Source organism: Cupriavidus sp. UGS-1 (assembly GCF_021213615.1).
Taxonomy (GTDB): Bacteria; Pseudomonadota; Gammaproteobacteria; order Burkholderiales; family Burkholderiaceae; genus Cupriavidus.
The window spans coordinates 78077-99990 of record NZ_JAJQJF010000018.1; the positions used below are offsets into that span (position 1 = coordinate 78077).

A 21914-nucleotide genomic window follows, 5' to 3' on the forward strand; every position below is an offset into this window, starting at 1 on the left:
CCCTCAACGCACCCTCAACCCACCTTCAACGCCATTCGAACCAATACGCGTTCCGGCTCAATTCAGCGCCGCGGTGACCACCACTTCGATCCGATACTTCGGATTGGCCAGCTTCGCTTCGACCGTCGCGCGCGGCGGCGTATTGCCCTGAGGCACCCATTCGTCCCAGACCTCGTTCATCGCGCCGATATCGGCGATGTCGGTCAGGAAGATCTGGCACGACAGGATGCGCGTCTTGTCGCTGCCGGCCTCGGCCAGCAGACGGTCGATATGGCCGAGCACCTCGCGGGTCTGACCGCGGATATCGGCGTCGGGATCGACCTCGGGCACCTGGCCGGCCACGTAGACCACGCCGTTGTAGACGGCATATTCGGAAAGGCGTTTGCCCACATGGGCGCGTTTCAGTTCGGTCGTGCTCATCGTTCTATGAAGGCAGCCTGCGCTGCTCTGGGTTGACTGGCGCGGCAAGGGGCTCAGGCCCCTGCCGCGCCGATGAAGAATTCTCGCGCGATCGCGATCTGTGCCGGATCGACGAAGGTCGGCGCATGGCCCACGTCCGGCACCTCGACCGAACGCACCTGCTTGCCGCGCGCGACCATCTCGGCGACGGTCTCGCGCGTCAGCAGGTCCGACTGCGCGCCGCGCACCACCAGCACCGGCACCGGAATCGCCTCGAACATGCGCCACATCGTCGCCTCGCCGGCCGCGGCCATCTCGGGCGTGGTTTCACGGAACGGTACCGCGAGCGCCGGATCGTAGTGCAGGCCCCATTCCAGCCCTTCCGCGCCCTGCACCGGCTTGAGGATCGCGCCATTCAATTCGCGCCACTGCTCCGGCGTATGGCGGCCGAACGACGCGCTGATCGTCTGCAGATACGCGAGGCCCTCCTCGAAGGTCTTGAAGCGGACCGGCAGTCCCAGATACGAGCCGATGCGCTCGAGCGCCGAGGCGGCGATGCGCGGGCCGACGTCGTTCAGCAGCAGCTTGCGCACCGGGCTCTTCGGCAACGCGGCCAGCCCCATGCCGATCAACCCGCCCATCGAGGTACCGAACCAGTCCACCTGCTCGACGTTCAGCCGCGCGATCAGCGTCACCATGTCGGAGACGTACTGCGGCACGATGTAGCGGCGCGGATCGGCGAGCCAGTCGGAACGCCCGCGGCCGACCACGTCGGGACAGACCACGCGATATTCGCCGCTGAACGCGCGCGCGGTCTCGTCGAAATCGCGGCCGGTGCGGGTCAGGCCGTGCACGCACATCAGCACGCGCGGATTGCTTGGGTCACCCCACTCGTGGTACGCCATGCGGTGCAGGCCAGCGGGGCTGATGCACTGCACGAAGCCGAGGCGCGGACTGGCTGACATCTTGACTCCCTGCGCGAGGAACGCGAATAAGGCGCGGCAATGGCGCGCGTCGAACACCGCGACACGTATGCGTCGCGCATGGCGCCGCGGGGCGGCGCCGGCTGGGCAAAGCCCGATTGTACGCCAGCGCTACAATGCGACAGCAACGACGGCCGTGCCGCGGCGGCACGGCGCATTGCCACCCCATTTCTCCACGGAGGCTCATATGCTGAAGGGCAAGACGGCGCTGGTGACCGGTTCGACCAGCGGAATCGGTCTGGGCATCGCCCAGGCGCTGGCCGCGCAGGGCGCGCATCTGATCGTCAACGGTTTCGGCGATGTGGACGGCGCCAAGCGCCAGATCGAGCAGGCGGGCAGCGGCATCCGCGTCGGCTATCACGGCGCGGACATGAGTAAGGCCGCCGAGATCGAGGACATGATGCGCTATGCCGACAGCGAATTCGGCGGCGTCGATATCCTGGTCAATAACGCCGGCATCCAGCATGTGGCCAATATCGAGGATTTCCCGATCGAGCGCTGGGACGCGATCATCGCGATCAACCTGACCTCGGCCTTCCACACCACGCGGCTGGCGCTGCCCGGCATGAAGCGCAAGGACTGGGGCCGCGTGATCAATGTCGCGTCGACGCACGGGCTGGTCGCCTCGGCGCAGAAGTCGGCCTATGTCGCCGCCAAGCACGGCATCGTCGGCCTGACCAAGGTCACCGCGCTGGAAACCGCGCAGACCGGCGTCACCGCCAACGCGATCTGCCCGGGCTGGGTGCTGACGCCGCTGGTGCAGAAGCAGGTCGAGGCCCGCGCCGAGCGCGAGGGCATTCCCGTCGAGCAGGCCAAGCGCGAGCTGGTGCTGGAGAAGCAGCCCTCGGGGCAGTTCGTCACGCCCGACGAGCTCGGCGCGCTGGCGGTCTTCCTGGCAAGCGACGCCGCGCGCCAGGTGCGCGGCGCAATCTGGAACATGGATGGAGGCTGGGTCGCGCAGTGATGGCGCGCTCAGCAAAGACGATGAAGCGAAGAGAAGTCCTGAAGGGCCTGCTTGCAGGCGCTACGCTGTCGGCCGGCCTGCTGCCGCTCGCCCGGGCCGCAACCCCGGCGGCGAAGGCCTCGGCCACCGGCACCCCGATCGAGGTCTACAAGAGCCCGCTGTGCGGCTGCTGCGATGGCTGGGTCGCTCATCTGCGCGAGCATGGCTTCGAGGTCAAGGTGCACGACGTCGAGGACACCGGCGTGCACCGCGCGCGCCTGGGCATGCCGGAGCGCTTCGGCTCCTGCCATACCGGCGTCGTCGGCGGCTATGCGATCGAGGGCCATGTGCCGGCCGCCGAGATCCGCAAGCTGCTGGCAGGCAAACCGAAGGCGGTCGGGCTTGCCGTGCCCGGCATGCCGGTCGGCTCGCCCGGCATGGAGCAGGGATCGCGTGTCGATCCGTATTCGGTGCTGCTGGTGCGGGCCGACGGCGGCGCGTCGGTTTTCGCGCGCTATCCCGCTTCCGCCGTGGCGCGCTGACCGGCGGTGAGCGGCGCTGACCGGCGCCCTGGCCAATAAAAAACCCCGCCTCCATCGAGGCGGGGTTTTACGTTGCGCCAGGCGACCGCGCCCGCCTTACAGCAGCGGCACGCCGGTCTTGCTCTGGATCTCCTCGCGGCTGACGCCCGGTGCGGTCTCGACCAGCTTCAGACCTTGCGGCGTGACATCCATCACGCCCAGGTCCGTGATAATCTGGTCGACCACGCCCACGCCGGTCAGCGGCAGCGTGCAGGCCTCCAGGATCTTCAGGTCCTCGCTGCCGTCCTTCTTCTTGGCGGTATGTTCCATCAGCACCACCACGCGGCCGACGCCGGCCACCAGGTCCATCGCGCCGCCCATGCCCTTGACCATCTTGCCCGGGATCATCCAGTTGGCCAGGTCGCCCTTCTGGCTGACCTGCATCGCGCCCAGGATGGCCAGGTTGATATGGCCGCCGCGGATCATCGCGAACGAGTCCGCCGACGAGAAGATCGACGAGCCCGGCAGCGTGGTCACGGTCTGCTTGCCGGCATTGATCATGTCGGCGTCGACCTCTTCCTCGGTCGGGAACGGGCCGATGCCCAGCAGGCCGTTCTCGGACTGCAGCCACACCTCGACGCCCGGCGGCACATGGTTGGCCACCAGCGTCGGCAGGCCGATGCCCAGGTTCACATAGAAGCCGTCCTGCAGCTCGCGCGCGGCGCGCGCCGCCATTTCGTCACGGGTCCATGCCATGATCTGTCTCCTTGATCGTCAGGCCGCGGCACGCACGGTGCGCTGCTCGATGCGTTTTTCGGGATGGGCGTTCAGCACGATGCGCTGCACGAAGATGCCCGGGGTGTGGACCTCGTCCGGATCGAGCTCGCCGATCTCGACGATCTGCTCGACCTCGGCGACGGTGACCTTGCCCGCCATCGCGCACATCGGGTTGAAGTTGCGCGCGGTGCGGCGATAGATCAGGTTGCCGGCCTTGTCGGCCTTGTACGCCTTGACCAGCGCGACGTCGGCGGTCAGGGAGCGCTCCATCACGTATTGCTCGCCGTCGAATTCGCGGATCTCCTTGCCCTCGGCGACGATGGTGCCGACGCCGGTCTTCGTGAAGAAGGCCGGGATGCCGGCGCCGCCGGCGCGCAGCTTCTCGGCCAGCGTGCCCTGCGGCGTGAATTCGAGCTCGAGTTCGCCCGCCAGGTACTGGCGCTCGAATTCCTTGTTCTCGCCGACATACGACGAGATCATCTTGCGGATCTGCCGCGTGGCCAGCAGCAGGCCCAGGCCGAAGCCGTCGACGCCGGCATTGTTCGAGATGCAGGTCAGCCCTTTCGCGCCGCTGTCGCGCAATGCCGCGATCAGGGCTTCCGGGATGCCGCACAGGCCGAAGCCGCCGACCGCGATGGTCTGTCCATCGCGGACCACGCCGGCAAGCGCCTCGGCGGCGCTGGCGTAGACCTTGTTCATATCGTCTCTCCTTCCTCGATGATGTTCCCGGACGAGGCGGCGACGCCGCTCGCGGGTAACGTTACAATCGCTACGGCCGCGCCGGGCGGGACCCGCGCGCCGGCCGTCGACAGCGCTCCAAAGGATACGCAAGCCCCGCAGCGGACGCCAGTACGTAGAAATACATAAGGACAATGCCTGCCATCGACTATCAGACCGCCTTCCAGCTGGCGCCGGTCGGCCTCGTGCTGTCGCGCGAGCGCAGGATCGAGGACTGCAACGACGAGGTCTGCCGCATCTTCGGCACGACGCGGGAGGCGCTGATCGGCCAGTCGTTCCAGGTACTGTATCCGACCGCCGACGAGTTCGAGCGCACCGGCGCCCGCATCGTGCCGATCATGAACGCGCGCGGGCTCTATTCCGACGAACGGATCATGAAGCGGGCCAACGGGGAATTGTTCTGGTGCCATGTCACCGGCCGCGCGCTGGACCGGCAGCAGCCGCTGGGGGCCGGCATCTGGAGCTTCGAGGACCTGTCGCAGAAGCGTCCTGTGACCGCGCAGCTGACGGCGCGCGAGCGCGATATCGCGGCCCAGCTGGTCGAGGGCAAGACCAGCAAGCAGATCGGCAAGTCGCTATCGATCAGCCCGCGCACCGTCGATATCTACCGGGCGCGGCTGATGAAGAAATACGGGGCGCATACCGCGGTGGACCTGGTGCAGCGGCTGGTCAATCATTGACCTGACGAGGCGCTTCGTACCGCTTGTTTGCTCCCCTCTCCCGCGCCGCGGGACAGGGGTTGGGGGAGAGGGAGAACGGCAGCCGCCATACCGACACGGTAGGAGCATGGCGAACGCCTCTTGCCCTCTCCCCCACCCCTCTCCCACAAGTCGGAGAGGGGAGAAAACCCTCTGCCTTTCAGCAAACCCTCAGCCTTCCAGCAAACCCTCAGCCTTTCAGCAAACCCTCAGCCTTCCAGCAAACCCTCAGCCTTCCGGCAAACCCTCAGCCTTCCGGCAAACCCTCAGCCCTCCAGCAAAGCCCGGATCGCCGCCGGCAGCGGCACCGATTTCTCGGCCTCGTAGTCGCACCAGACCACCTTGGCGCCGCCATCGGCGAACACCGTGTCCGCGTCGTCGCTGCGGCGGATCTCCGCCCGCGTCTCGAAGCTGCTGCGGCCCAGTTCGCCGGCGTAGACACGGCATTCGATGTCGCCCGGATAGCGCAGCTGGCGCCGGAAATTCATATGGGCGTTGATGATCACCGGGCCCTGGCCGTTCTCGTCGCGGCCATTGCAGCCCAACGATTCGAACCACGAGATGCGCGCCTGCTCCAGGTAGCGGAAATAGACGGTGTTGTTGACATGGCCCATCGCGTCCATGTCGCCCCAGCGGATCGGCATGCGCAGCGTGAAGACGTGTTTCATCGCGTGTGGTTCGGGATTGCCGTGTGGTTCGGGATCAGGCCGGACGGACGTTCGCGCGCTCGCAGGCGCGGGAACGGCTGCCGTCCGGCTCTCGCACAGATCAGCGCTTGGCGATGGCCGCCTCGGCCTTACCGACCAGGTCGGCGCCGATCTGCTTCTTCCACTTGTCGTAGACCTTGGCGGTCGCCTTGCGGAAGGCATCGTGCTCGGCGGGGCTCAGGTGCGTGACCTTGACGCCGTGCGCCTCCATCTCCTTCCAGGCCGGCGCGCCCGGCTCGGCCAGGCCCTTGCGGGCCAGCGCGACTTCCTGCTTGCCGGCATCGATCGCGGCCTGCCTGACGATCTCGCGGTCGGCCGGCGTCCAGCTTTCCCAGATCTGCTTGTTGACGACGAAGATCAGCGGGTCGGCGACATAGCCCCAGGTCGTCACGAACTTCTGGCCGACCGTGTACAGCTTGGCGGCGGCGAACACCGACTGCGGGTTCTCCTGGCCGTCGACCGCGCCCGAGGCCATCGCCGGCTGCGCGTCGGCCCAGCTCATCTGGGTCGGATTGGCGCCCAGCGCGTTGAACGTGTCGATATACAGCGGCGAGCCGACGACCCGCAGCTTCAGGCCCTTCAGGTCCTCGGGCTTGCGGATCTCGCGCTTGGAGTTCGACACCTCGCGGAAGCCGTTCTCGCCCCAGGCCAGCGGCACCACGCCGGCCTTCTCGAGCGTGGTGAACAGGTGCTTGCCGACCTCGCCCTGCGTCAGCGCGTCGAGCGCCTTGTAGTCGGGCATCAGGAACGGCAGCGAGAACAAGTTCAGCTCGCGCACCTGCGGCGACCAGTTGATGGTCGAGCCGATCGCCATGTCGATCACGCCCTGGCGGATCGCCGAGAACTCGCGGGTCTGGTCGCCGGCCACCAGCGAGGTGCCCGGATACAGCTTGATATTGATGCGGCCGTTGGTGCGCTGGCGGACCAGGTCGGCCCAGATCTCGCCGCCCTTGCCCCACGGGAAGGCCGGGCCAAGCACCAGCGACATCTTGTATTCGGACTTGTAGGTCTGCGCCATCGCACCGGCGGGCGCGAGCGCGGCGGCGGCGATAGTGGCGGCCATCGACAGCATCAGGACACGGCGTTTCATGAGTCAGTTCTCCTCTCGGGAATCGTTATTTGGACTGAAGATCAAGCAGAAATACGGGGCCGGGGCACACGCACCCCGGACCTCAATAGCCGAGCCGTGCCGGCAGCCACGTCGCCAGCGGCGGGAACGCGAGCACCAGCAGCATCGCGCCGAACATCGCCAGCAGCATCCACACCACCCACGGCACGGTCTCCTCCATCCGCACGCGGGCGATCCGGCAAGATACCATCAGGTTCACCGCGAGCGGCGGCGTGAACTGGCCCAGCGCCACCTTCAGCGTCAGCACCACGCCGAACCACACCGGGTCCCAGTTGAACGCATTGGCGATCGGCAGCAGCAGCGGCACGAAGATCAGGAAGATCGAGATGCCGTCGAGGAACATGCCGACCGTGATCAGCAGCAGCACGATCAGCGCCAGCACGCCGTATTCGCCGACGCCCGAATTGGCGATCGCCTGCGCGAGCGGGTCGATCACGCCCAGCGTCGACAGCGCATAGGCAAAGATGCCGGCCAGCGCCACCACCAGCAGGATCACCGACGACGTCTCGGCGGCCTCGCGGAAGATCACGTACAGGTCGCGCAGGCCGATCGAGCGGTAGACCACCATGCCGACGAACAGGCCGTAGACCACCGCCACCACCGCGGCCTCGGTCGGCGTGAACCAGCCCGCGCGCATGCCGCCGAGGATCAGCACCGGGGCGAACAGGCCCCAGGCGGCCTCGCGCAGGCTGCGCCAGAACGGCGGCCGCGGCAGCGAGGCCTCGGCCGCGCCCATCCGGTGCTTGCGGGCCAGCCAGACCGCCGGCACGATCAGCGCGATGCCGGCCAGCACGCCGGGAATCATGCCCGCGGCGAACAGCGCCGGCACCGACGCGCCGGGCACCAGCACGCTGTAGACGATGAAGGCGACCGACGGCGGAATCAGGATGTCGGTGGCGGCGGCCGCGCCGACCACGGCGGCGCTGAACGAGCCCGGATAGCCGGCACGCGACATCGCGGCGATCATCACGCCGCCCACCGCCGCGGCGTTGGCCGGACCCGAGCCCGAAATGCCGCCGAGGAACATCGCCACCAGGATCGCCACCAGCGGCAGCATGCCAGGGCCGCGCCCGACCACCGCGATCGCCAGCGTGACCAGCCGCTGCGCGACGCCGGAGCGGTCGAAGATCGAGCCGACCAGCACGAACATCGGAATCGCCAGCAGCGGATACTTGGCCAGGCCCGCGTAGAAGTTCTGCGGCACCGCCAGCAGGCCGAACATCTGCGTATCGAGATTGGACAGCCCGATCGCCGCGAGGCCACCCAGGCCCAGCGCGACGCCGATCGGCACGCCGAGCAGCATCAGCACGATGAAGACGGCAAACAGCACGATGGCGATCAGCGTCATGGCTGGCGCTCCCCGCCGTCCTGCCGGCGCTGCGCGTGCAGCGCCTTCAATGCGCGCAAGTTGCGGCCGGCCAGCGCCAGCGCACGCAGCGCGATGCAGGCCGACAGCAGCGGCAGCCAGACCGAGTACCACCAGCTGGGCACGCCGATGCCGGGCGAGGTCTCGCCGTACGTGTATTCATCCCAGGTGATACGCGCGCCGAGCACCGCCAGCGCGACGAACATGATCGCCACCGCCAGTGCCGACACCACGGCCAGCCAATGCTGCCGCGCCGCGCTGCCGCGCTCGAAGAAGAATTCGATGCGGATGTGCCGGTCCCGCGCGACCGCGGCGCTGCCGCCGACCAGCGCCAGCACGATCATCAGGAACACCGAGAACTCCTCGGTCCAGGCGAACGATTCGTCGGTCAGATAGCGCACCACGACGTTGGCGAAGGTGATGACCACCAGCAGCATCATCACGACGATGCCGATCCAGTCTTCGATGCGGGGGCTGATGCGGAATTCGGCATCCGCTGCCTGGTCCACGGGTTCGGTGATCAAGGCCGAATCGACCGCGTGCTGTGGCGCGGCGTCGCGCCGTGCCTGCTCTTGCTGCTCCATCTCCCCGGCCTCCGGTCCGGTCTGCCGTGCCCTGCTGGACCGCGGCAGCTGCTGCATGACGCCTTGGCGGCGTACTTTTGTGAATGCGTTCTTTTCTGGCCGACGCCGCTGCCGCGTGGCCGCGGGGCGCGGCTAATTAAAGGCTTACGGAATCGGCACCAGCGAATTATGCCCACACTGGCGATAGGCGGACACCTCCAATACCCTAGGCAATGGCAGCGGCATGCAGGTGGCCAGGCGTCGGCCGTGGCGCCCGAGGGGACCGGATAAGCCCCGGGCTGGAAGGCCCGCCCCGCTTCTGGCGGGCGGCGGGCACAGGCGATCGCCGTGGATCGCGCGCCGACTCGCTGATGAAGCCGATATCGGCGGCGCGCGTGGCCGGCTTTATACCATACCGTCGTCGGCGGTGATCACGGCGCCGTTGATGAACTGCGACTGGTCCGAAGCCAGCAGCAGCAACAGGCCGTCGAGGTCTTCGGGCTTGCCGAGCCGCTTGCGCGGCAGCAGCTGGATCAGCTTCTGGCCGGCATCGGTGTCCCAATGATGGTGGTTGATATCGGTGTCGATATAGCCGGGGCAGATCGCATTGACGTTGATGCCATAGCGGGCCCACTCCAGCGCCATCGCCTTGGTCATGTGGACCACCGCGGCCTTGCTCATGCAGTAGACACCGATCTGCGACAGCACCTTCAGGCCGGCCACCGAGGCGATATTGATGATGCGCGACTGCGGCAGCGGCGTGCCGTTGCGCTCGGCGCCCTTGGACCGCGCGATCATCCGCTTGGCAACCTCCTGCGCGACAAAGAAGGCGCCGCGGGTATTGGTGTCGAAGACGAAGTCGAAGTCCTCGGCGGTGACATCGGTCAGCCGCTGCGTGGTCGACACGCCCGAATTGTTGACGACGATGTCGATCGCGCCCGCCTCGGTCTCGGCATGCGCCACCGCGGCGCGAATGCTGTCCGGATCGGTCACGTCGAGCCGCACCACATGGGCGCTGCCGCCATCGGCCTCGATTGCCGCCCGCAGTTCCTTGAGCCGCTCGGCGCGGCGGGAGGCCAGCACGACCTTGGCGCCCGCGGCCGACAACACCTGCGCGAAGCGCATGCCCAGCCCGCTCGACGCACCGGTCACCATCGCGACCTTGCCTTCCAGATTGATCGACAAACCCATATGGACCTCTGCAGTGGAACGCGTCCCGGCCTTGCCGGCGATCGCGTTCGATGGCTGCCCTCGTTTGACGGGAACGCGGGCAGTATATTAAAAAACGAACGATCGTTCCAAAAAATTGCTTGCCTGTGGGTGTCGAGTCCCGGACAATGCCGGAGATTCTAAGAACTCGGGCACAAAAAGGAAACAGCGAGGCAGAAGCACGCGGGCAAAAAACCGTTCGCCGATCCGTCGCGATCCAGCAGAAGAGCCGACCCCAAGCAGCCGGACCACGCGCCAACGCGCAGCACGCCGACCCCGCCTTGCCGGCCCCATGCCATCCTTGCCGACCTTGCCGTCGCCCGGTTCCGGCAGCACAGGCCACCCCGGATCACCGCTTCCCCCAACACAAGTACGCAGCAACAAAAGAGGGTTAGAGACAATGGACCAGCAGCAGCTCGTGGAGCAGTTCGGCCCCCGCGAATCCATGGAATACGATGTCGTCATCGTCGGCGGCGGTCCCGCCGGCCTGGCGACCGCCATCCGCCTGAAACAGCTGGCGCAGGACAATGGCAGCGAAGTCAATGTCTGCGTGCTGGAAAAGGGCTCGGAGCCCGGCGCCCACATCCTGTCGGGCGCGATCATGGACCCGCGCGCGCTGAACGAACTGCTGCCGAACTGGAAGGAACTGGGCGCGCCGCTGAACCAGCCGGTCACCGAGGACCAGTTCCTGTTCCTGAACGAGACCGGCTCGCGCGGCACGCCGCCGGCGCTGCTGCCCGAGTGCTTCCATAACGAAGGCAACTACATCGTCAGCCTGTCGAACTTCGTGCGCTGGCTCGGCCAGCAGGCCGAGGCGTTGGGCGTGGAGATCTTCCCGGGCTTCCCGGCCGCCGAGGTGCTGTACAACGAGGACGGCTCGGTCAAGGGCGTGGCCACCGGCAACCTCGGCATCGGCAAGGACGGCGAGCCGACCGACAACTTCCAGCTCGGCATGGAGCTGCACGCGAAGTACACGATCTTCGCCGAAGGCTCGCGCGGCCACCTGGGCAAGCAGCTGATCGAACGGTTCCGCCTCGATGCCGGCAAGGACCCGCAGAGCTACGGCATCGGCCTGAAGGAGCTGTGGGAGATCGACCCGAGCAAGCACAAGCCCGGCCTGGTGGTTCACACCGCGGGCTGGCCACTGGACCCGGCCACCTATGGGGGCTCCTTCCTCTATCACATGGAGGACAACAAGGTCGCGGTCGGCTTTGTCGTCGGACTCGACTACACCAACCCGTGGCTGTCGCCGTTCGAGGAATTCCAGCGCTTCAAGACCCATCCGCAGATCCGACAGTACTTCGAGGGCGGCAAGCGGATCGGCTACGGCGCGCGCGCGATCACCGCGGGCGGCCTGCTGTCGCTGCCCAAGACCATCTTCCCGGGCGGTGCGCTGGTCGGCTGCGACGCCGGCTATCTGAATGCCTCGCGCATCAAGGGTAGCCACGCCGCGATCAAGACCGGCATGCTGGCCGCCGAGGCCGCCTTCGAGGCGCTGCAGGCAGGCCGCCAGCACGACGAGCTGACCGCCTATCCGGCCGCATTCGAGAACAGCTGGCTGTACAAGGAACTGCTGCAGGCCAAGAACTTCAAGCAGTGGTTCAAGAAGGGCCGCACCACGGCGACGCTGATGACCGGCATCGAGCAGTGGCTGCTGCCCAAGCTCGGCATCCGCAATCCGCCGTGGACGCTGCACCGCGAGAAGCCGGATCACGTCTACCTGAAGCCGGCCGCCGAATGCCAGCAGATCGTCTATCCGAAGCCGGACGGCAAGCTGACGTTCGATCGCCTCAGCTCGGTGTTCATCAGCAACACCAACCATGAGGAAAACCAGCCCGCCCACCTGACGCTGAAGGACGCCAGCGTGCCGGTGCAGATCAACCTGGACAAGTTCGCCGGCCCGGAAAGCCGCTATTGCCCGGCGGGCGTCTACGAGTTCGTCGCCGACGAGGAACGCGGCGGGCAGCGCCTGCAGATCAACGCGCAGAACTGCGTCCACTGCAAGACCTGCGATATCAAGGACCCGACCCAGAACATCGTCTGGGTGACGCCGGAAGGCGGCGGCGGTCCGAACTACGTGGGGATGTAAGGCGGCTCACCGCCTTGCTGTTCTCCCCTCTCCCACACGTGGGAGAGGGGTCCGGGAGAGGGCAAGCGGCGTGCGCCATCGCGAACGCCCCCCGTTCATCGAACGCTGCTGCCCTCTCCCCCAGCCCCTCTCCCGCACGCGGGAGAGGGGAGCAAATCCCTCCCCGCCTACACCGTCATGCTGGCCGCGGCCAGCAGCTGCTCGTAGATATAGCAGTGCAATAACGCGGCCTCCCTTTCCCCCAGCAGATCGAACGCCACGCCGAACGCCGGAAACTCGGCGTCGCCGTCGTCGCGCGCCGGATTGCGCGCCCAGGCGTCGACCGTGATCTCGCTGTCGGTGCCAGCGGTGCGCAGCACGAAACGCAGCTGCAGCCGCGTGCCGGGAGCGGGCGTCGGGCCGGCCGTCTGCACCAGCGCGCCGCCGGCGCTCAGGTCCGACAGCACCGCCAGTCGCGGCGCGCCGGCCGCGTCGCCGTCCTGATCCATCAGCTGCGCCGCCAGCCGGGTCTGCACGCGCGGACTGCTGCGCACCGGCACCTGCTGCACCTCGGTCGGCACGGACAGCACCAGGTAACGGAACGGACTGCGGCACACCGCGGTCACGGTGCAGCGGAAGCTGTGGATCGACTGGCCGGTGAAGCCGCGCAGCAGCACCTCTTCGCCCGCCTGGAAGGTGGCGTCGTTGCCGCCGAACTGCGGCCAGCTGACGAACAGCCCCTGTTCGATAAAGCCGATCAGCCGGCTCGCCGCCGCGCGGCCGCCGTCGTCGGGCGCCTTGATCTGCAGCAGCGTGCCGACCTGCAGACCGAGCGGGCCCGAGGCCTGCGCGGGCACCGGATCGACACGCACCGCACCGACCGGCGCGGCATCGTCGGGCGGTAGCGGATCGGGCCGGCACACCGAGCCATGGCGAAACACCAGCGCGACGTCGCGGCCGTCGGCGAGCACCTTGCCGCTGCCGAGCAACAGGTTGCCCTGCCCGTCGAGCAGCGACCACGGCAAGGGCTGGCCGACCGGCAGGTCGTTCGGTGTCAGAGGAATCATCGGCGTCCCAATTTCAATGCCCACGGCCGTGGGCGACAGTGCGGGGGCGGCCGCCGGGCCGCGGCCGCGCCTCCCGATTCCACAGCTATCGGCGCCAGGCCCCAAAGGTTTAGCGACACCCTACCTTAGGGGGATAGCGGAACGGGCCGCCGGGCGGATGGCGGTGTGGCGCTGGCGGGGGCCCACCGTTTCCGCCTTGACGCAGGCGTCGAGTAACGCCAGAATCTCGCCAAAGCTGTCTGACAGCCTTACAGATTGCCACGACGACCCGGCCCGACGCGGCCACCTTTGGCCCATTTACCGACGACCCGCCAACGGAACCCTGCTTGGAACCCCTCACCCGCCCCTCCTCCCTGGCTTCACGGATCGCCGAAGCGATCCGCGCCGATATCGGCGCGGGCCGCTTCGTTGCCGGCGCGCGCCTGCCGGCCGAGTCCGCCCTGGCGGCGGCGTTTGGCGTCAGCCGGCCGATCGTGCGCGAGGCCATCGCGCAACTGAAGGCCGACGGCGTGCTGGTTACGCGCAAGGGCTCGGGCGCCTACGTCTCCGACACGCCGGGCGGACAGGTCTGGCGGCTGCGCGGCGATGCCGCCGGTGCGGACGGCGGCCCGGCCGACGGACCGACGCTCACGCACCTGTTCGAACTGCGCGTGATGGCCGAGACCGCCTGCGCCGAGCTGGCAGCACGCCGCCGTACCGACGCCGATCTCGCCGCGATCGCCACCGCCCTCGCCGCGATGCGGGCGCAGCGCGACGACCCCGCCAGCGCGGCGGCGGCCGACGTGGCGTTCCACCAGGCGATCGCGCAGGCCGCGCATAACCCGTGCATGGCGGGGCTGACCGATTTCGTCGGCCAGCAGCTTCTCGCCGCGCGCCGGCTGGCCTGGGAAAACGCCGCCCGCTATCGCGGTGGGCCGGGCGCGGCCGAGCAGGAACACACGGCGTTGGCCGAGGCGATCGCCGCCGGCGATGCCGGAGCGGCACGGCAGGCGGCGCGCCGGCATCTTGAAGCGGCCGCGGCGCGCATGGGGCTCGAACTGGATTGACCGCAAAAGACGAGGAAGCCGGTAGCGCGATCGCAGTCGCTGTCCCGCATTGGCTCCCTCGAAGACGCAACGAAGAAGCAACGAAGAAGCAAGCAAAGCAAGGGAAGCAACGATGGAATCAGTGGATTGCGTGGTAATCGGCGCCGGCGTGGTGGGCCTGGCGGTCGCGCGGGCGCTTGCGCAGCAGGGGCGCGAGGTGGTGATCCTGGAGGCGGAGAACACCTTCGGCACGATCACCAGCGCGCGCAACAGCGAGGTGATCCACGCAGGCATCTACTACCCGGCCGGCTCGCTGAAGGCGAGGCTGTGCGTGCGCGGCAAGGCGATGCTGTACGACTATTGCGCCAGCCACCAGATCGCGCACCAGCGTTGCGGCAAGCTGATCGTCGCGACCAGCGCGGCCCAGGTGGCCACACTCGAAGGCATCCGGGCAAAGGCCGCCGCCAACGGCGTCGACGATCTGCGCCTGCTGTCGCGCGGACAGGCGCTGGAACTCGAGCCGAATCTGCAGTGCGAGGCGGCGCTGCTGTCGCCGTCGACCGGGATCGTCGACAGCCACGGCGTGATGCTGGCGTTGCTGGGCGATGCCGAGCGGGCCGGCGCGATGCTTGCGGTGTGTTCGCCGGTGCAGGCCGGCGCCGTCACCACCGACGGCATCGTGCTGGAAGTCGGCGGCGACACCGCGACCACGCTGCTGGCCCGCACCGTCGTCAATGCGGCAGGGCTGACGGCCCCGGAATTGGCCCGCCGGATCGAAGGCATGCCGGCGGCGCATGTCCCGCCGCAGTTCTACGCCAAGGGGTGCTATTTCACGCTGGCCGGCCGGGCGCCATTCTCGCGGCTGATCTACCCGGTGCCCGAGGCGGCCGGGCTGGGCGTGCATCTGACGCTGGACCTGGGCGGCCAGGCCCGTTTCGGCCCGAATGTGCGATGGATCGACGAGATCGAATATGCCGTCGATCCGCACGATGCCGACAGCTTCTATGACGAGGTGCGGCGCTACTGGCCGGCGCTGGCGGACGGGGCGTTGCAGCCGGGCTATGCCGGCATCCGCCCGAAGATCAGCGGCCCGGGCGAGCCGGCCGCGGACTTCCGCATCGACGGTCCGGCCGTGCACGGCGTGCCCGGGCTGGTCAATCTGTTCGGCATCGAATCGCCGGGGCTGACGGCGTCGCTGGCGATTGGGGAGGCGGTGGCCGCGATCGCGGGATAGGACTGGAGAGAGGGTGGCGGCGATCGGCGGATAGAGGCGACGCGCCCGGAATAAAGCTCCCCTCTTCCGCTTTGGCGGGAGAGGGGTTGGGGGAGAGGGCACGGGCAGTTGCAAGACCAGCGTGGTCAGCCACTGGTGACGCCCCTTGCCCTCTCCCCCGCCCCTCTCCCGCAAGCGGGAGAGGGGGCGAAAACCTGCCGCTCCGCCCTGCGCCTTGGGACCGTCTCCCGCCAGCGGGAGAGAGGGGAAACCCGCCGCTTAGCCCTGTCCCTTCGGCGCCTGCGCCGGAATCCGCGGCGTCTCCACCCGCACGTCGCCGCATTGCGCGCGATGGCGCAGCGCGTGGTCCATCAGCACCAGCGCCAGCATCGCCTCGGCGATCGGCGTCGCCCGGATGCCCACGCACGGGTCGTGGCGGCCGAAGGTCTCGACCGTGGCGGCCTGCCCCGCCTTGTCGATCGACTCGCGCGGCGTGCGGATGCTCGAGGTCGGCTTGATCGCCAGCGACACGGTGATGTCCTGGCCGGTCGAGATGCCGCCCAGCACGCCGCCGGCATTGTTGGTGCGAAAGCCCGCCGCGGTCAGTTCGTCGCCATGGACGCTGCCGCGCTGCGCCACGCTGGCGAAGCCGGCGCCGATCTCGACGCCCTTGACCGCATTGATGCCCATCATCGCGTGCGCGATATCGGCATCGAGCTTGTCGAACAGCGGCTCGCCCAGACCCACGGGCACGCCGCTGGCGACCACCTCGATGCGCGCGCCGACCGAATCGCCGTCGCGGCGCAGCGCGTCCATATAGGTCTCCAGCTCGGGAACGATATTGGCGTCGGCGGCGAAGAACGGGTTGCGCGGCACTTCCGCCCAGTCGGTAAACGGCACCTGGATCTCCCCCAGCTGCGACATATAGCCCCGGATCTCGGTGCCGTACTGCTCGCGCAGCCATTTGCGCGCGACCGCCGCGGCGGCCACCACCGGCGCGGTCAGCCGGGCCGACGAGCGGCCGCCGCCGCGGTGGTCGCGGATGCCGTATTTCTGCCAGTAGGTGTAATCTGCGTGGCCCGGGCGGAAGGTCTCGACGATATTGCCGTAGTCCTTGCTGCGCTGGTCGGTATTGCGGATCAGCAGGCAGATCGGCGTGCCGGTGGTCTTGCCCTCGAACACGCCCGACAGGATCTCGACCTGGTCCGGCTCCTTGCGCTGCGTCACGTGGCGCGACGTGCCCGGCTTGCGGCGGTCCAGGTCGCCCTGGATATCGGCCTCGCACAGGCTCATGCCCGGCGGGCAACCGTCGACCACCGCGCCGATCGCGGGTCCGTGCGACTCGCCGAAGGTGGTGACTGTGAAGAGCAGGCCGAGGGTATTGCCGGACATGATGAAAACCACGCAGGAATTGGGAAAGGCCTACATTGTACGGCCTGATGTGACACTGGACGGCACCGCACTGCGGCGCCGGCTCGGACGCCGCGGGCCCTCGCCTACCGCCATTCGCCGCGCAGCCCCTGCACCACCTGCTGCAGGCCTTCGGGGGTGGCCTGCTCCGGCGCGATCGGCTCGCCCACCACCAGTTCGAGCCGGCTCAGGATGCCGCGCCGGAACGGCCGCGTCATCGCCGCCCCGCCCTTGCGCGAGAAAAAGCTGCCCCACAGGCCGCGCAGCGCCATCGGCACCACCGGCACCGGCGTGCGGCGCACGATCTGCTGCACGCCCTGCTTGAACGGATTGATGTCGCCGCTGGCGGTGATCTTGCCCTCCGGAAAGATGCAGACCAGTTCGCCGGCGGCGAGCGCCCGCGCGACCTCGTCGTAGGCGTGCTTCAGCGTCTGCGGATCTTCATGCGCCGGGGCGATCGGGATCGCGCGCGCCTGCCGGAAGAACCACGACAGCAGCGGCACGCGGAAGATCCGGTGATCCATCACGAAGCGCACCGGCCGCGGGCTCGCCGCCATCAGCACCACCGCATCGGCGAAGCTGACGTGATTGCAGACCAGCACCGCCGGCCCCTCGGCCGGAATCCGGTCGGTGTGGATCCGCTTGAGCCGGTACACCGTATGCACCAGGATCCAGGCGACGAAGCGCAGCAGGAATTCCGGCACCAGCGAATAGATGTAGATCGCCACCGCGGCATTGAGCAGCCCGACGGCCAGGAACAGCTCGGGGATGCTGTAGCCCGCGCCGGTCATCGCCATCGCCAGCAGCGCCGAGGCGATCATGAACAGGCTGTTCAGGATGTTGTTGGCGGCGATGATCCGCGCGCGATGCGTGGGCGCGCTGCGGCTCTGGATCAGCGCGTACAGCGGCACGCTGTAGAAGCCGCCGAACATCGCCAGCAGGAACAGATCGGCCAGCACGCGCCAGTGCCCGGGCTCGGCGATGAAGGCCGCGATGCCGCTCAGCGCCGCCGGCGCCTGGCCGCGGCTGGCGAAGTACAGATCGATCGCGAACACCGTCATGCCGATCGAGCCGAACGGCACCAGGCCCACCTCGACATGCCGGCCCGACAGCCGCTCGCACAGCAGCGAGCCGACGCCGATGCCGACCGAGAACACCGCCAGCAGCAGCGTCACCACGCTCTGGTCGCCGCCGAGGACGGTCTTGGCGAAGGCGAAGAACGAGGTCAGGAAGGTCGCGCCCAGGAACCACAGCCACGAGATGCCCAGCAGGCTCAGGAACACGGTACGGCTCTCGCGGGCCAGCATCAGGTTGCGCCAGGTCTCGGTCACCGGGTTCCAGTTCAGCTTCAGGTCCGGCTGCGGCGCCGGCGACAAGGGCACGCGGGACGCCGCCGCGCGGCCGACGATCGCCAGCGCCACGCAGGCCGCGCCGATATAGAGCGTGGCGGGAATGCCCGGCCGTGCCGCCGCTGCGCCCACCGCCGCCAGCTCGCCGCCCAGCACGGTGCCGAGCAGGATCGCGACGAAGGTTCCCATCTCGACCAGCCCGTTGCCGCCAACCAGCTCGCGCTCTTCCAGGTGCTGCGGCAGGTAGGCGTACTTGACCGGGCCAAACAGCGTCGAATGCAGGCCCATCAGGAAGGTCGTCAGGTACAGCAGCGGCGCGCTATACCAGGCGAAGCCCGCCAGCCCGACCAGCATGATCGCGATCTCGAGCGATTTGACCAACCGAATCAGCTGCGACTTCTCGATCTTGTCGGCGATCTGCCCGCTGGTGGCGGAGAACAGCACGAACGGCGCGATGAAGATCGCCGAGATCAGGAAGGCCGCGCTGGCCCCGTCCACGCCCTCGAAGCGCGCGGTCTGGTAGGTCACCAGCGAGGTGAACGCGACCTTGAACACGTTGTCGTTCATCGCGCCCAGGAACTGGGTCCAGAAGAACGGCGCAAAGCGGCGCTCGCGCAGCAGGCGGGACTGGCTCGATTGGCTCATGGATCGGGGAATGGCGCGGAGGGTGGCGCCAACGGTGGCGCAGAACGTCCAGGCGCGATCGCGGACGCGGAGTCGGGATTCGAACAGGTGGGAGCCGGGCGGGCGGCACCGCGATGGCCCGCCCCTCGCCGGCGGGACCGCTTCAGCTGGCCTTCTCTTCCGGCCAGTCGCGGATATAGGCCTTCAGCATCCGGTTCTCGAAGCTCTGCTCCTCGACCACGGCCTTGGCCACGTCGTAGAACGAAATCACGCCCATCAGCGTGCGGCTGTCGAGCACCGGCATATAGCGGGCATGGCGCTCGAGCATCATCCGGCGGACCTCGTTGACGTCGGTCTCGGGCGTGCAGGTCAGCGGCGCGTCGTCCATCACGCGGCGGATCGTCGCGTTGCCGACATTGCCGTTGTTCGAGGCCAGCGTCTGGATGATCTCGCGGAAGGTCAGCATGCCGACCAGCTCGCCGTACTCCATCACGACGAGCGAGCCGATGTCGCGCTCGGCCATCGTGGTGACCGCCTCCAGCAGTGACGTATCCGGCTTGACGGTATAGAGCGTATTGCCCTTGATCTGCAGGATGTCGCTGACTTTCATAATGGTCTCCCCTCGATGATGCCGGTGCGGCGGGCATCGCCTGCCTGAACCGCCCGAACCGCGTGACTGCGCAGGCTTTGCGCGCCATCCGCGATAGATGGGCCGATGCTAGCCGAAAGCGGGCGCCCAAGTAAAGCCGGAGCCCTTCGGCGCCCGCGCGGTCCGCCGCCGGCGGCCAATGCTACGATGCAGGCCGGCACATCCGCATGCCGCCGGACGTTCGCCCCGCGCGAGCGTGCCGGTACCGGCCGCTGTCAGACGGCTTCGCTGGAACCACGATACAAGGAGACACGAAAGAGACCATGTCCGATACCCGTTTCGATACCCTCGCGCTGCACGCCGGCGCCGCGCCCGACCCCGCCACCGGGGCGCGCGCCACGCCGATCCACCTGACCACCTCGTTCGTGTTCCGCGACAGCGAACACGCGGCCTCGCTGTTCAATATGGAACGGGCTGGCCACGTCTATTCGCGCATCTCGAATCCGACCGTGGCCGTGTTCGAGGAGCGCGTCGCCGCGCTCGAGAACGGCGTCGGCGCGATCGCCACGGCGTCGGGCCAGGCCGCGCTGCATCTGGCGATCGCCACGCTGATGGGCGCCGGCTCGCATATCGTCGCCTCGTCCGCGCTGTACGGCGGTTCGCACAATCTGCTGCATTACACGTTGCGCCGCTTCGGCATCGAGACCACCTTCGTGCAGGCGCGCGACATCGACGCCTGGCGCGCCGCGATCCGGCCCGAGACCCGGCTGCTGTTCGGCGAGACGCTCGGCAATCCGGGCCTGGACGTGCTGGACGTCCCGACGCTGGCCCAGCTGGGCGACGAACATGGCATTCCGCTGCTGGTCGACTCGACCTTCACCACGCCCTATCTGCTGCAGCCGTTCGCGCACGGCGCGGCGCTCCTCTACCACTCGGCGACCAAGTTCCTCGGCGGCCATGGCACCACCATCGGCGGCGTGCTGGCCGAAGGCGGCAACTTCGATTTCGAGGCATCCGGGCGCTTTCCCGAGCTGTCGGAGCCGTATGCGGGCTTCCACAACATGGTCTTCACCGAGGAGAGCACCGTCGCGCCCTTCCTGCTGCGCGCGCGCCGCGAGGGCCTGCGCGACTTTGGCGCCTGCATGAACCCGATGGCGGCGTGGCAGCTGCTGCAGGGGATCGAGACGCTGCCGCTGCGGATGGCGCGCCATATCGACAACGCGCGCCGCGTGGTGCAGTTCCTGGTCTCGCACCCGATGGTCGAGTCGGTGGCCTACCCCGAGCTCGAATCGCACCCGGACCATGCCATCGCCAAACGGCTGCTGCCGCGCGGCTGCGGCGCGGTGTTCAGCTTCAACCTGAAGGGCGACCGCGCCGCCGGCCAGCGCTTCATCGAAAGCCTGACGCTGTTCTCGCATCTGGCCAATGTTGGCGACGCGCGCTCGCTGGTGATCCATCCCGCCTCGACCACGCACTTCCGCATGGATGCCGCGGCGCTGCGCTCGGCCGGCATCGCCGAGGGCACGATCCGGCTGTCGATCGGCCTCGAAGATCCGGACGACCTGATCGATGACCTGAAGCGCGGGCTGAAGGCGGCGCAGAAGTCGATGGAGAAAGGCAGCGGCGGTGGCAGCGGCACTGCCGGCAACAAGACCAACGGAGGGAACGCCTGATGTACCTGAACGTCGATGGCCAGCGGGCCTACGCCTATACCGGCGGCAAACCCTTCGATCCTGCCCTGCCCTGCGCCGTGTTCGTGCACGGCGCCCAGAACGACCACAGCGTCTGGGGCCTGCAGACACGCTGGTTCGCGCATCACGGCTATTCGGTGCTGGCCGTGGACCTGCCCGGCCACAACCGCAGCGAGGGGCCGCCGCTGGCCACGGTCGAGCAGATGGCCGACTGGATCGCCGCGCTGCTGCGAGCGGCCGGCGTCGAGGCGCCCGCGCTGGTGTTCGGCCACAGCATGGGCTCGCTGATCGCGCTCGAATGCGCGGCGCGCCATGCCGGCGCGGTGCGCGCGATCGGCATGCTGGCGACCGCCTATCCGATGAAGGTGTCGGACGCGCTGCTCGACGCCGCGCAGAACCGCGAGCACGAGGCCATCGCGATGGTCAATGCGTGGTCGCATTCGAGCCTGGCCAACAAGCCGTCGGCGCCCGGTCCTGGCTTCTGGATGCATGGCGTCGGCCAGCGGCTGATGGAACGGGTCGGCCGCCGCAATCCGCAGGCGCAGGTGTTCCATACCGACTTTGCCGCCTGCAACGCCTACGCCAACGGCGAGCGCGCCGCGGCGGGCCTGCAGTGTCCGGCGCTGGTCGTGATCGGCAGCAAGGACATGATGACGCCGGCGCGCTCGGCCCGCGCGCTGGCGTCGACGATGCCGCGCGCCAGCGTGGTCGAAGTGCCCTGCGGCCACGCGATCATGGGAGAGAAGCCGGACGAGGTGCTGGACGCGCTGGCGGGCTTTGCGCGGCGCGTGGTGGCGAGCGGCGGTTAATCGCCCATACCGTCGTCCCCGCGAAAGCGGGGACCC

21 protein-coding genes are annotated in these 21914 nt (G+C 68.3%); 8 read left to right on the forward strand and 13 right to left on the reverse strand.

The genetic code is table 11. The annotated features are described in order from the left end of the window. Positions 1-57: 57 nt before the first annotated feature. Both LRR16_RS20160 and LRR16_RS20165 read right to left on the reverse strand, forming a co-directional pair. Positions 58-420, reverse strand: a complete 363-nt coding sequence (locus LRR16_RS20160) for a RidA family protein (RefSeq protein WP_006575471.1) — start codon at positions 418-420, stop codon at positions 58-60. 53 nt (positions 421-473) lie between these two features. Further along, entirely contained in the window at positions 474-1364 is an 891-nt protein-coding gene (locus tag LRR16_RS20165) for an alpha/beta fold hydrolase (RefSeq protein ID WP_006575472.1), read from the reverse strand. A 205-nt stretch (positions 1365-1569) separates the two neighbouring features. On the opposite strand from LRR16_RS20165, the gene LRR16_RS20170 reads away from it, so the two are divergent. Both LRR16_RS20170 and LRR16_RS20175 read left to right on the forward strand, forming a co-directional pair. Beyond that, on the forward strand, positions 1570-2346 hold the full coding sequence (locus LRR16_RS20170; protein ID WP_006575473.1) for a 3-hydroxybutyrate dehydrogenase: 777 nt from the start codon (positions 1570-1572) through the stop codon (positions 2344-2346). Positions 2347-2366: 20 nt separating this feature from the next. Next, a complete protein-coding gene (locus LRR16_RS20175; RefSeq protein ID WP_232206917.1) occupies positions 2367-2867 on the forward strand; it encodes a DUF411 domain-containing protein in 501 nt (166 codons plus the stop codon). A 96-nt stretch (positions 2868-2963) separates the two neighbouring features. Here the strand turns inward: LRR16_RS20175 and LRR16_RS20180 are convergent, their stop codons facing one another. Together LRR16_RS20180 and LRR16_RS20185 are read right to left on the reverse strand one after the other, a co-directional pair. Then, on the reverse strand, positions 2964-3602 hold the full coding sequence (locus LRR16_RS20180) for a CoA transferase subunit B (RefSeq protein ID WP_006575475.1): 639 nt from the start codon (positions 3600-3602) through the stop codon (positions 2964-2966). Positions 3603-3620: 18 nt separating this feature from the next. Beyond that, entirely contained in the window at positions 3621-4322 is a 702-nt protein-coding gene (locus tag LRR16_RS20185; protein WP_023265007.1) for a CoA transferase subunit A, read from the reverse strand. Between the two features lie 173 nt (positions 4323-4495). Between LRR16_RS20185 and LRR16_RS20190 the strand changes: the two genes are divergently transcribed. Beyond that, complete coding sequence (locus LRR16_RS20190) at positions 4496-5041, forward strand: PAS and helix-turn-helix domain-containing protein (protein WP_006575476.1); 546 nt, start codon at positions 4496-4498, stop codon at positions 5039-5041. 284 nt (positions 5042-5325) lie between these two features. Here the strand turns inward: LRR16_RS20190 and LRR16_RS20195 are convergent, their stop codons facing one another. The 5 genes from LRR16_RS20195 to LRR16_RS20215 form a co-directional block, all read right to left on the reverse strand. After that, positions 5326-5727 (reverse strand): thioesterase family protein, encoded by a 402-nt coding sequence (locus LRR16_RS20195; protein WP_232206918.1) that lies wholly within the window; start codon positions 5725-5727, stop codon positions 5326-5328. 100 nt (positions 5728-5827) lie between these two features. Continuing rightward, a complete protein-coding gene (locus tag LRR16_RS20200; protein ID WP_006577549.1) occupies positions 5828-6856 on the reverse strand; it encodes a DctP family TRAP transporter solute-binding subunit in 1029 nt (342 codons plus the stop codon). Between the two features lie 82 nt (positions 6857-6938). Continuing rightward, complete coding sequence (locus LRR16_RS20205) at positions 6939-8243, reverse strand: TRAP transporter large permease (protein WP_170265977.1); 1305 nt, start codon at positions 8241-8243, stop codon at positions 6939-6941. Beyond that, on the reverse strand, positions 8240-8845 hold the full coding sequence (locus LRR16_RS20210) for a TRAP transporter small permease (protein ID WP_232206919.1): 606 nt from the start codon (positions 8843-8845) through the stop codon (positions 8240-8242). Before LRR16_RS20210 ends, LRR16_RS20205 begins: the two co-directional genes overlap by 4 nt. 384 nt (positions 8846-9229) lie before the next feature. Beyond that, positions 9230-10015 (reverse strand): SDR family oxidoreductase, encoded by a 786-nt coding sequence (locus LRR16_RS20215; protein ID WP_006578585.1) that lies wholly within the window; start codon positions 10013-10015, stop codon positions 9230-9232. Between the two features lie 418 nt (positions 10016-10433). On the opposite strand from LRR16_RS20215, the gene LRR16_RS20220 reads away from it, so the two are divergent. Next, entirely contained in the window at positions 10434-12122 is a 1689-nt protein-coding gene (locus LRR16_RS20220; protein WP_023265004.1) for an electron transfer flavoprotein-ubiquinone oxidoreductase, read from the forward strand. 167 nt (positions 12123-12289) lie between these two features. Here the strand turns inward: LRR16_RS20220 and LRR16_RS20225 are convergent, their stop codons facing one another. Continuing rightward, on the reverse strand, positions 12290-13168 hold the full coding sequence (locus LRR16_RS20225; RefSeq protein ID WP_006578584.1) for a flagellar brake protein: 879 nt from the start codon (positions 13166-13168) through the stop codon (positions 12290-12292). Between the two features lie 326 nt (positions 13169-13494). Here LRR16_RS20225 and LRR16_RS20230 point away from each other — a divergent pair, with 326 nt between their 5' ends. Beyond that, a complete protein-coding gene (locus LRR16_RS20230) occupies positions 13495-14214 on the forward strand; it encodes a FadR/GntR family transcriptional regulator (RefSeq protein ID WP_064573254.1) in 720 nt (239 codons plus the stop codon). A 49-nt stretch (positions 14215-14263) separates the two neighbouring features. Then, complete coding sequence (locus LRR16_RS20235) at positions 14264-15427, forward strand: NAD(P)/FAD-dependent oxidoreductase (protein ID WP_232206920.1); 1164 nt, start codon at positions 14264-14266, stop codon at positions 15425-15427. A gap of 258 nt (positions 15428-15685) precedes the next feature. On the opposite strand, the gene aroC is transcribed toward LRR16_RS20235, so the two are convergent. From aroC to LRR16_RS20250, 3 genes are all read right to left on the reverse strand, one after another. Continuing rightward, positions 15686-16798, reverse strand: a complete 1113-nt coding sequence (gene aroC, locus LRR16_RS20240) for a chorismate synthase (RefSeq protein ID WP_149319247.1) — start codon at positions 16796-16798, stop codon at positions 15686-15688. 104 nt (positions 16799-16902) lie between these two features. Next, positions 16903-18810, reverse strand: a complete 1908-nt coding sequence (locus tag LRR16_RS20245; protein ID WP_232206921.1) for an MFS transporter — start codon at positions 18808-18810, stop codon at positions 16903-16905. Positions 18811-18952: 142 nt separating this feature from the next. Next, on the reverse strand, positions 18953-19399 hold the full coding sequence (locus tag LRR16_RS20250) for a CBS domain-containing protein (protein WP_006578180.1): 447 nt from the start codon (positions 19397-19399) through the stop codon (positions 18953-18955). 302 nt (positions 19400-19701) lie between these two features. Here LRR16_RS20250 and LRR16_RS20255 point away from each other — a divergent pair, with 302 nt between their 5' ends. After that, entirely contained in the window at positions 19702-21051 is a 1350-nt protein-coding gene (locus tag LRR16_RS20255) for an O-acetylhomoserine aminocarboxypropyltransferase (protein WP_006578179.1), read from the forward strand. Further along, complete coding sequence (locus LRR16_RS20260) at positions 21051-21878, forward strand: alpha/beta fold hydrolase (protein WP_232206922.1); 828 nt, start codon at positions 21051-21053, stop codon at positions 21876-21878. The genes LRR16_RS20255 and LRR16_RS20260 overlap by 1 nt, the downstream gene beginning before the upstream one ends. Positions 21879-21914: the final 36 nt, after the last annotated feature.

Bases quoted from the DNA above. Each gene is read 5' to 3' on its own strand.
- LRR16_RS20215 (WP_006578585.1), bottom strand. From the start codon at position 10,015: ATGGGTTTGTCGATCAATCTGGAAGGCAAGGTCGCGATGGTGACCGGT.
- LRR16_RS20170 (WP_006575473.1), top strand. From the start codon at position 1,570: ATGCTGAAGGGCAAGACGGCGCTGGTGACCGGTTCGACCAGCGGAATC.
- LRR16_RS20255 (WP_006578179.1), top strand. From the start codon at position 19,702: ATGTCCGATACCCGTTTCGATACCCTCGCGCTGCACGCCGGCGCCGCG.
- LRR16_RS20175 (WP_232206917.1), top strand. From the start codon at position 2,367: ATGAAGCGAAGAGAAGTCCTGAAGGGCCTGCTTGCAGGCGCTACGCTG.
- LRR16_RS20260 (WP_232206922.1), top strand. From the start codon at position 21,051: ATGTACCTGAACGTCGATGGCCAGCGGGCCTACGCCTATACCGGCGGC.
- LRR16_RS20250 (WP_006578180.1), bottom strand. From the start codon at position 19,399: ATGAAAGTCAGCGACATCCTGCAGATCAAGGGCAATACGCTCTATACC.
- LRR16_RS20195 (WP_232206918.1), bottom strand. From the start codon at position 5,727: ATGAAACACGTCTTCACGCTGCGCATGCCGATCCGCTGGGGCGACATG.
- LRR16_RS20185 (WP_023265007.1), bottom strand. From the start codon at position 4,322: ATGAACAAGGTCTACGCCAGCGCCGCCGAGGCGCTTGCCGGCGTGGTC.
- LRR16_RS20160 (WP_006575471.1), bottom strand. From the start codon at position 420: ATGAGCACGACCGAACTGAAACGCGCCCATGTGGGCAAACGCCTTTCC.
- LRR16_RS20225 (WP_006578584.1), bottom strand. From the start codon at position 13,168: ATGATTCCTCTGACACCGAACGACCTGCCGGTCGGCCAGCCCTTGCCG.
- LRR16_RS20245 (WP_232206921.1), bottom strand. From the start codon at position 18,810: ATGAGCCAATCGAGCCAGTCCCGCCTGCTGCGCGAGCGCCGCTTTGCG.
- LRR16_RS20165 (WP_006575472.1), bottom strand. From the start codon at position 1,364: ATGTCAGCCAGTCCGCGCCTCGGCTTCGTGCAGTGCATCAGCCCCGCT.
- LRR16_RS20205 (WP_170265977.1), bottom strand. From the start codon at position 8,243: ATGACGCTGATCGCCATCGTGCTGTTTGCCGTCTTCATCGTGCTGATG.
- LRR16_RS20190 (WP_006575476.1), top strand. From the start codon at position 4,496: ATGCCTGCCATCGACTATCAGACCGCCTTCCAGCTGGCGCCGGTCGGC.
- LRR16_RS20210 (WP_232206919.1), bottom strand. From the start codon at position 8,845: ATGGAGCAGCAAGAGCAGGCACGGCGCGACGCCGCGCCACAGCACGCG.
- aroC (WP_149319247.1), bottom strand. From the start codon at position 16,798: ATGTCCGGCAATACCCTCGGCCTGCTCTTCACAGTCACCACCTTCGGC.
- LRR16_RS20200 (WP_006577549.1), bottom strand. From the start codon at position 6,856: ATGAAACGCCGTGTCCTGATGCTGTCGATGGCCGCCACTATCGCCGCC.
- LRR16_RS20220 (WP_023265004.1), top strand. From the start codon at position 10,434: ATGGACCAGCAGCAGCTCGTGGAGCAGTTCGGCCCCCGCGAATCCATG.
- LRR16_RS20180 (WP_006575475.1), bottom strand. From the start codon at position 3,602: ATGGCATGGACCCGTGACGAAATGGCGGCGCGCGCCGCGCGCGAGCTG.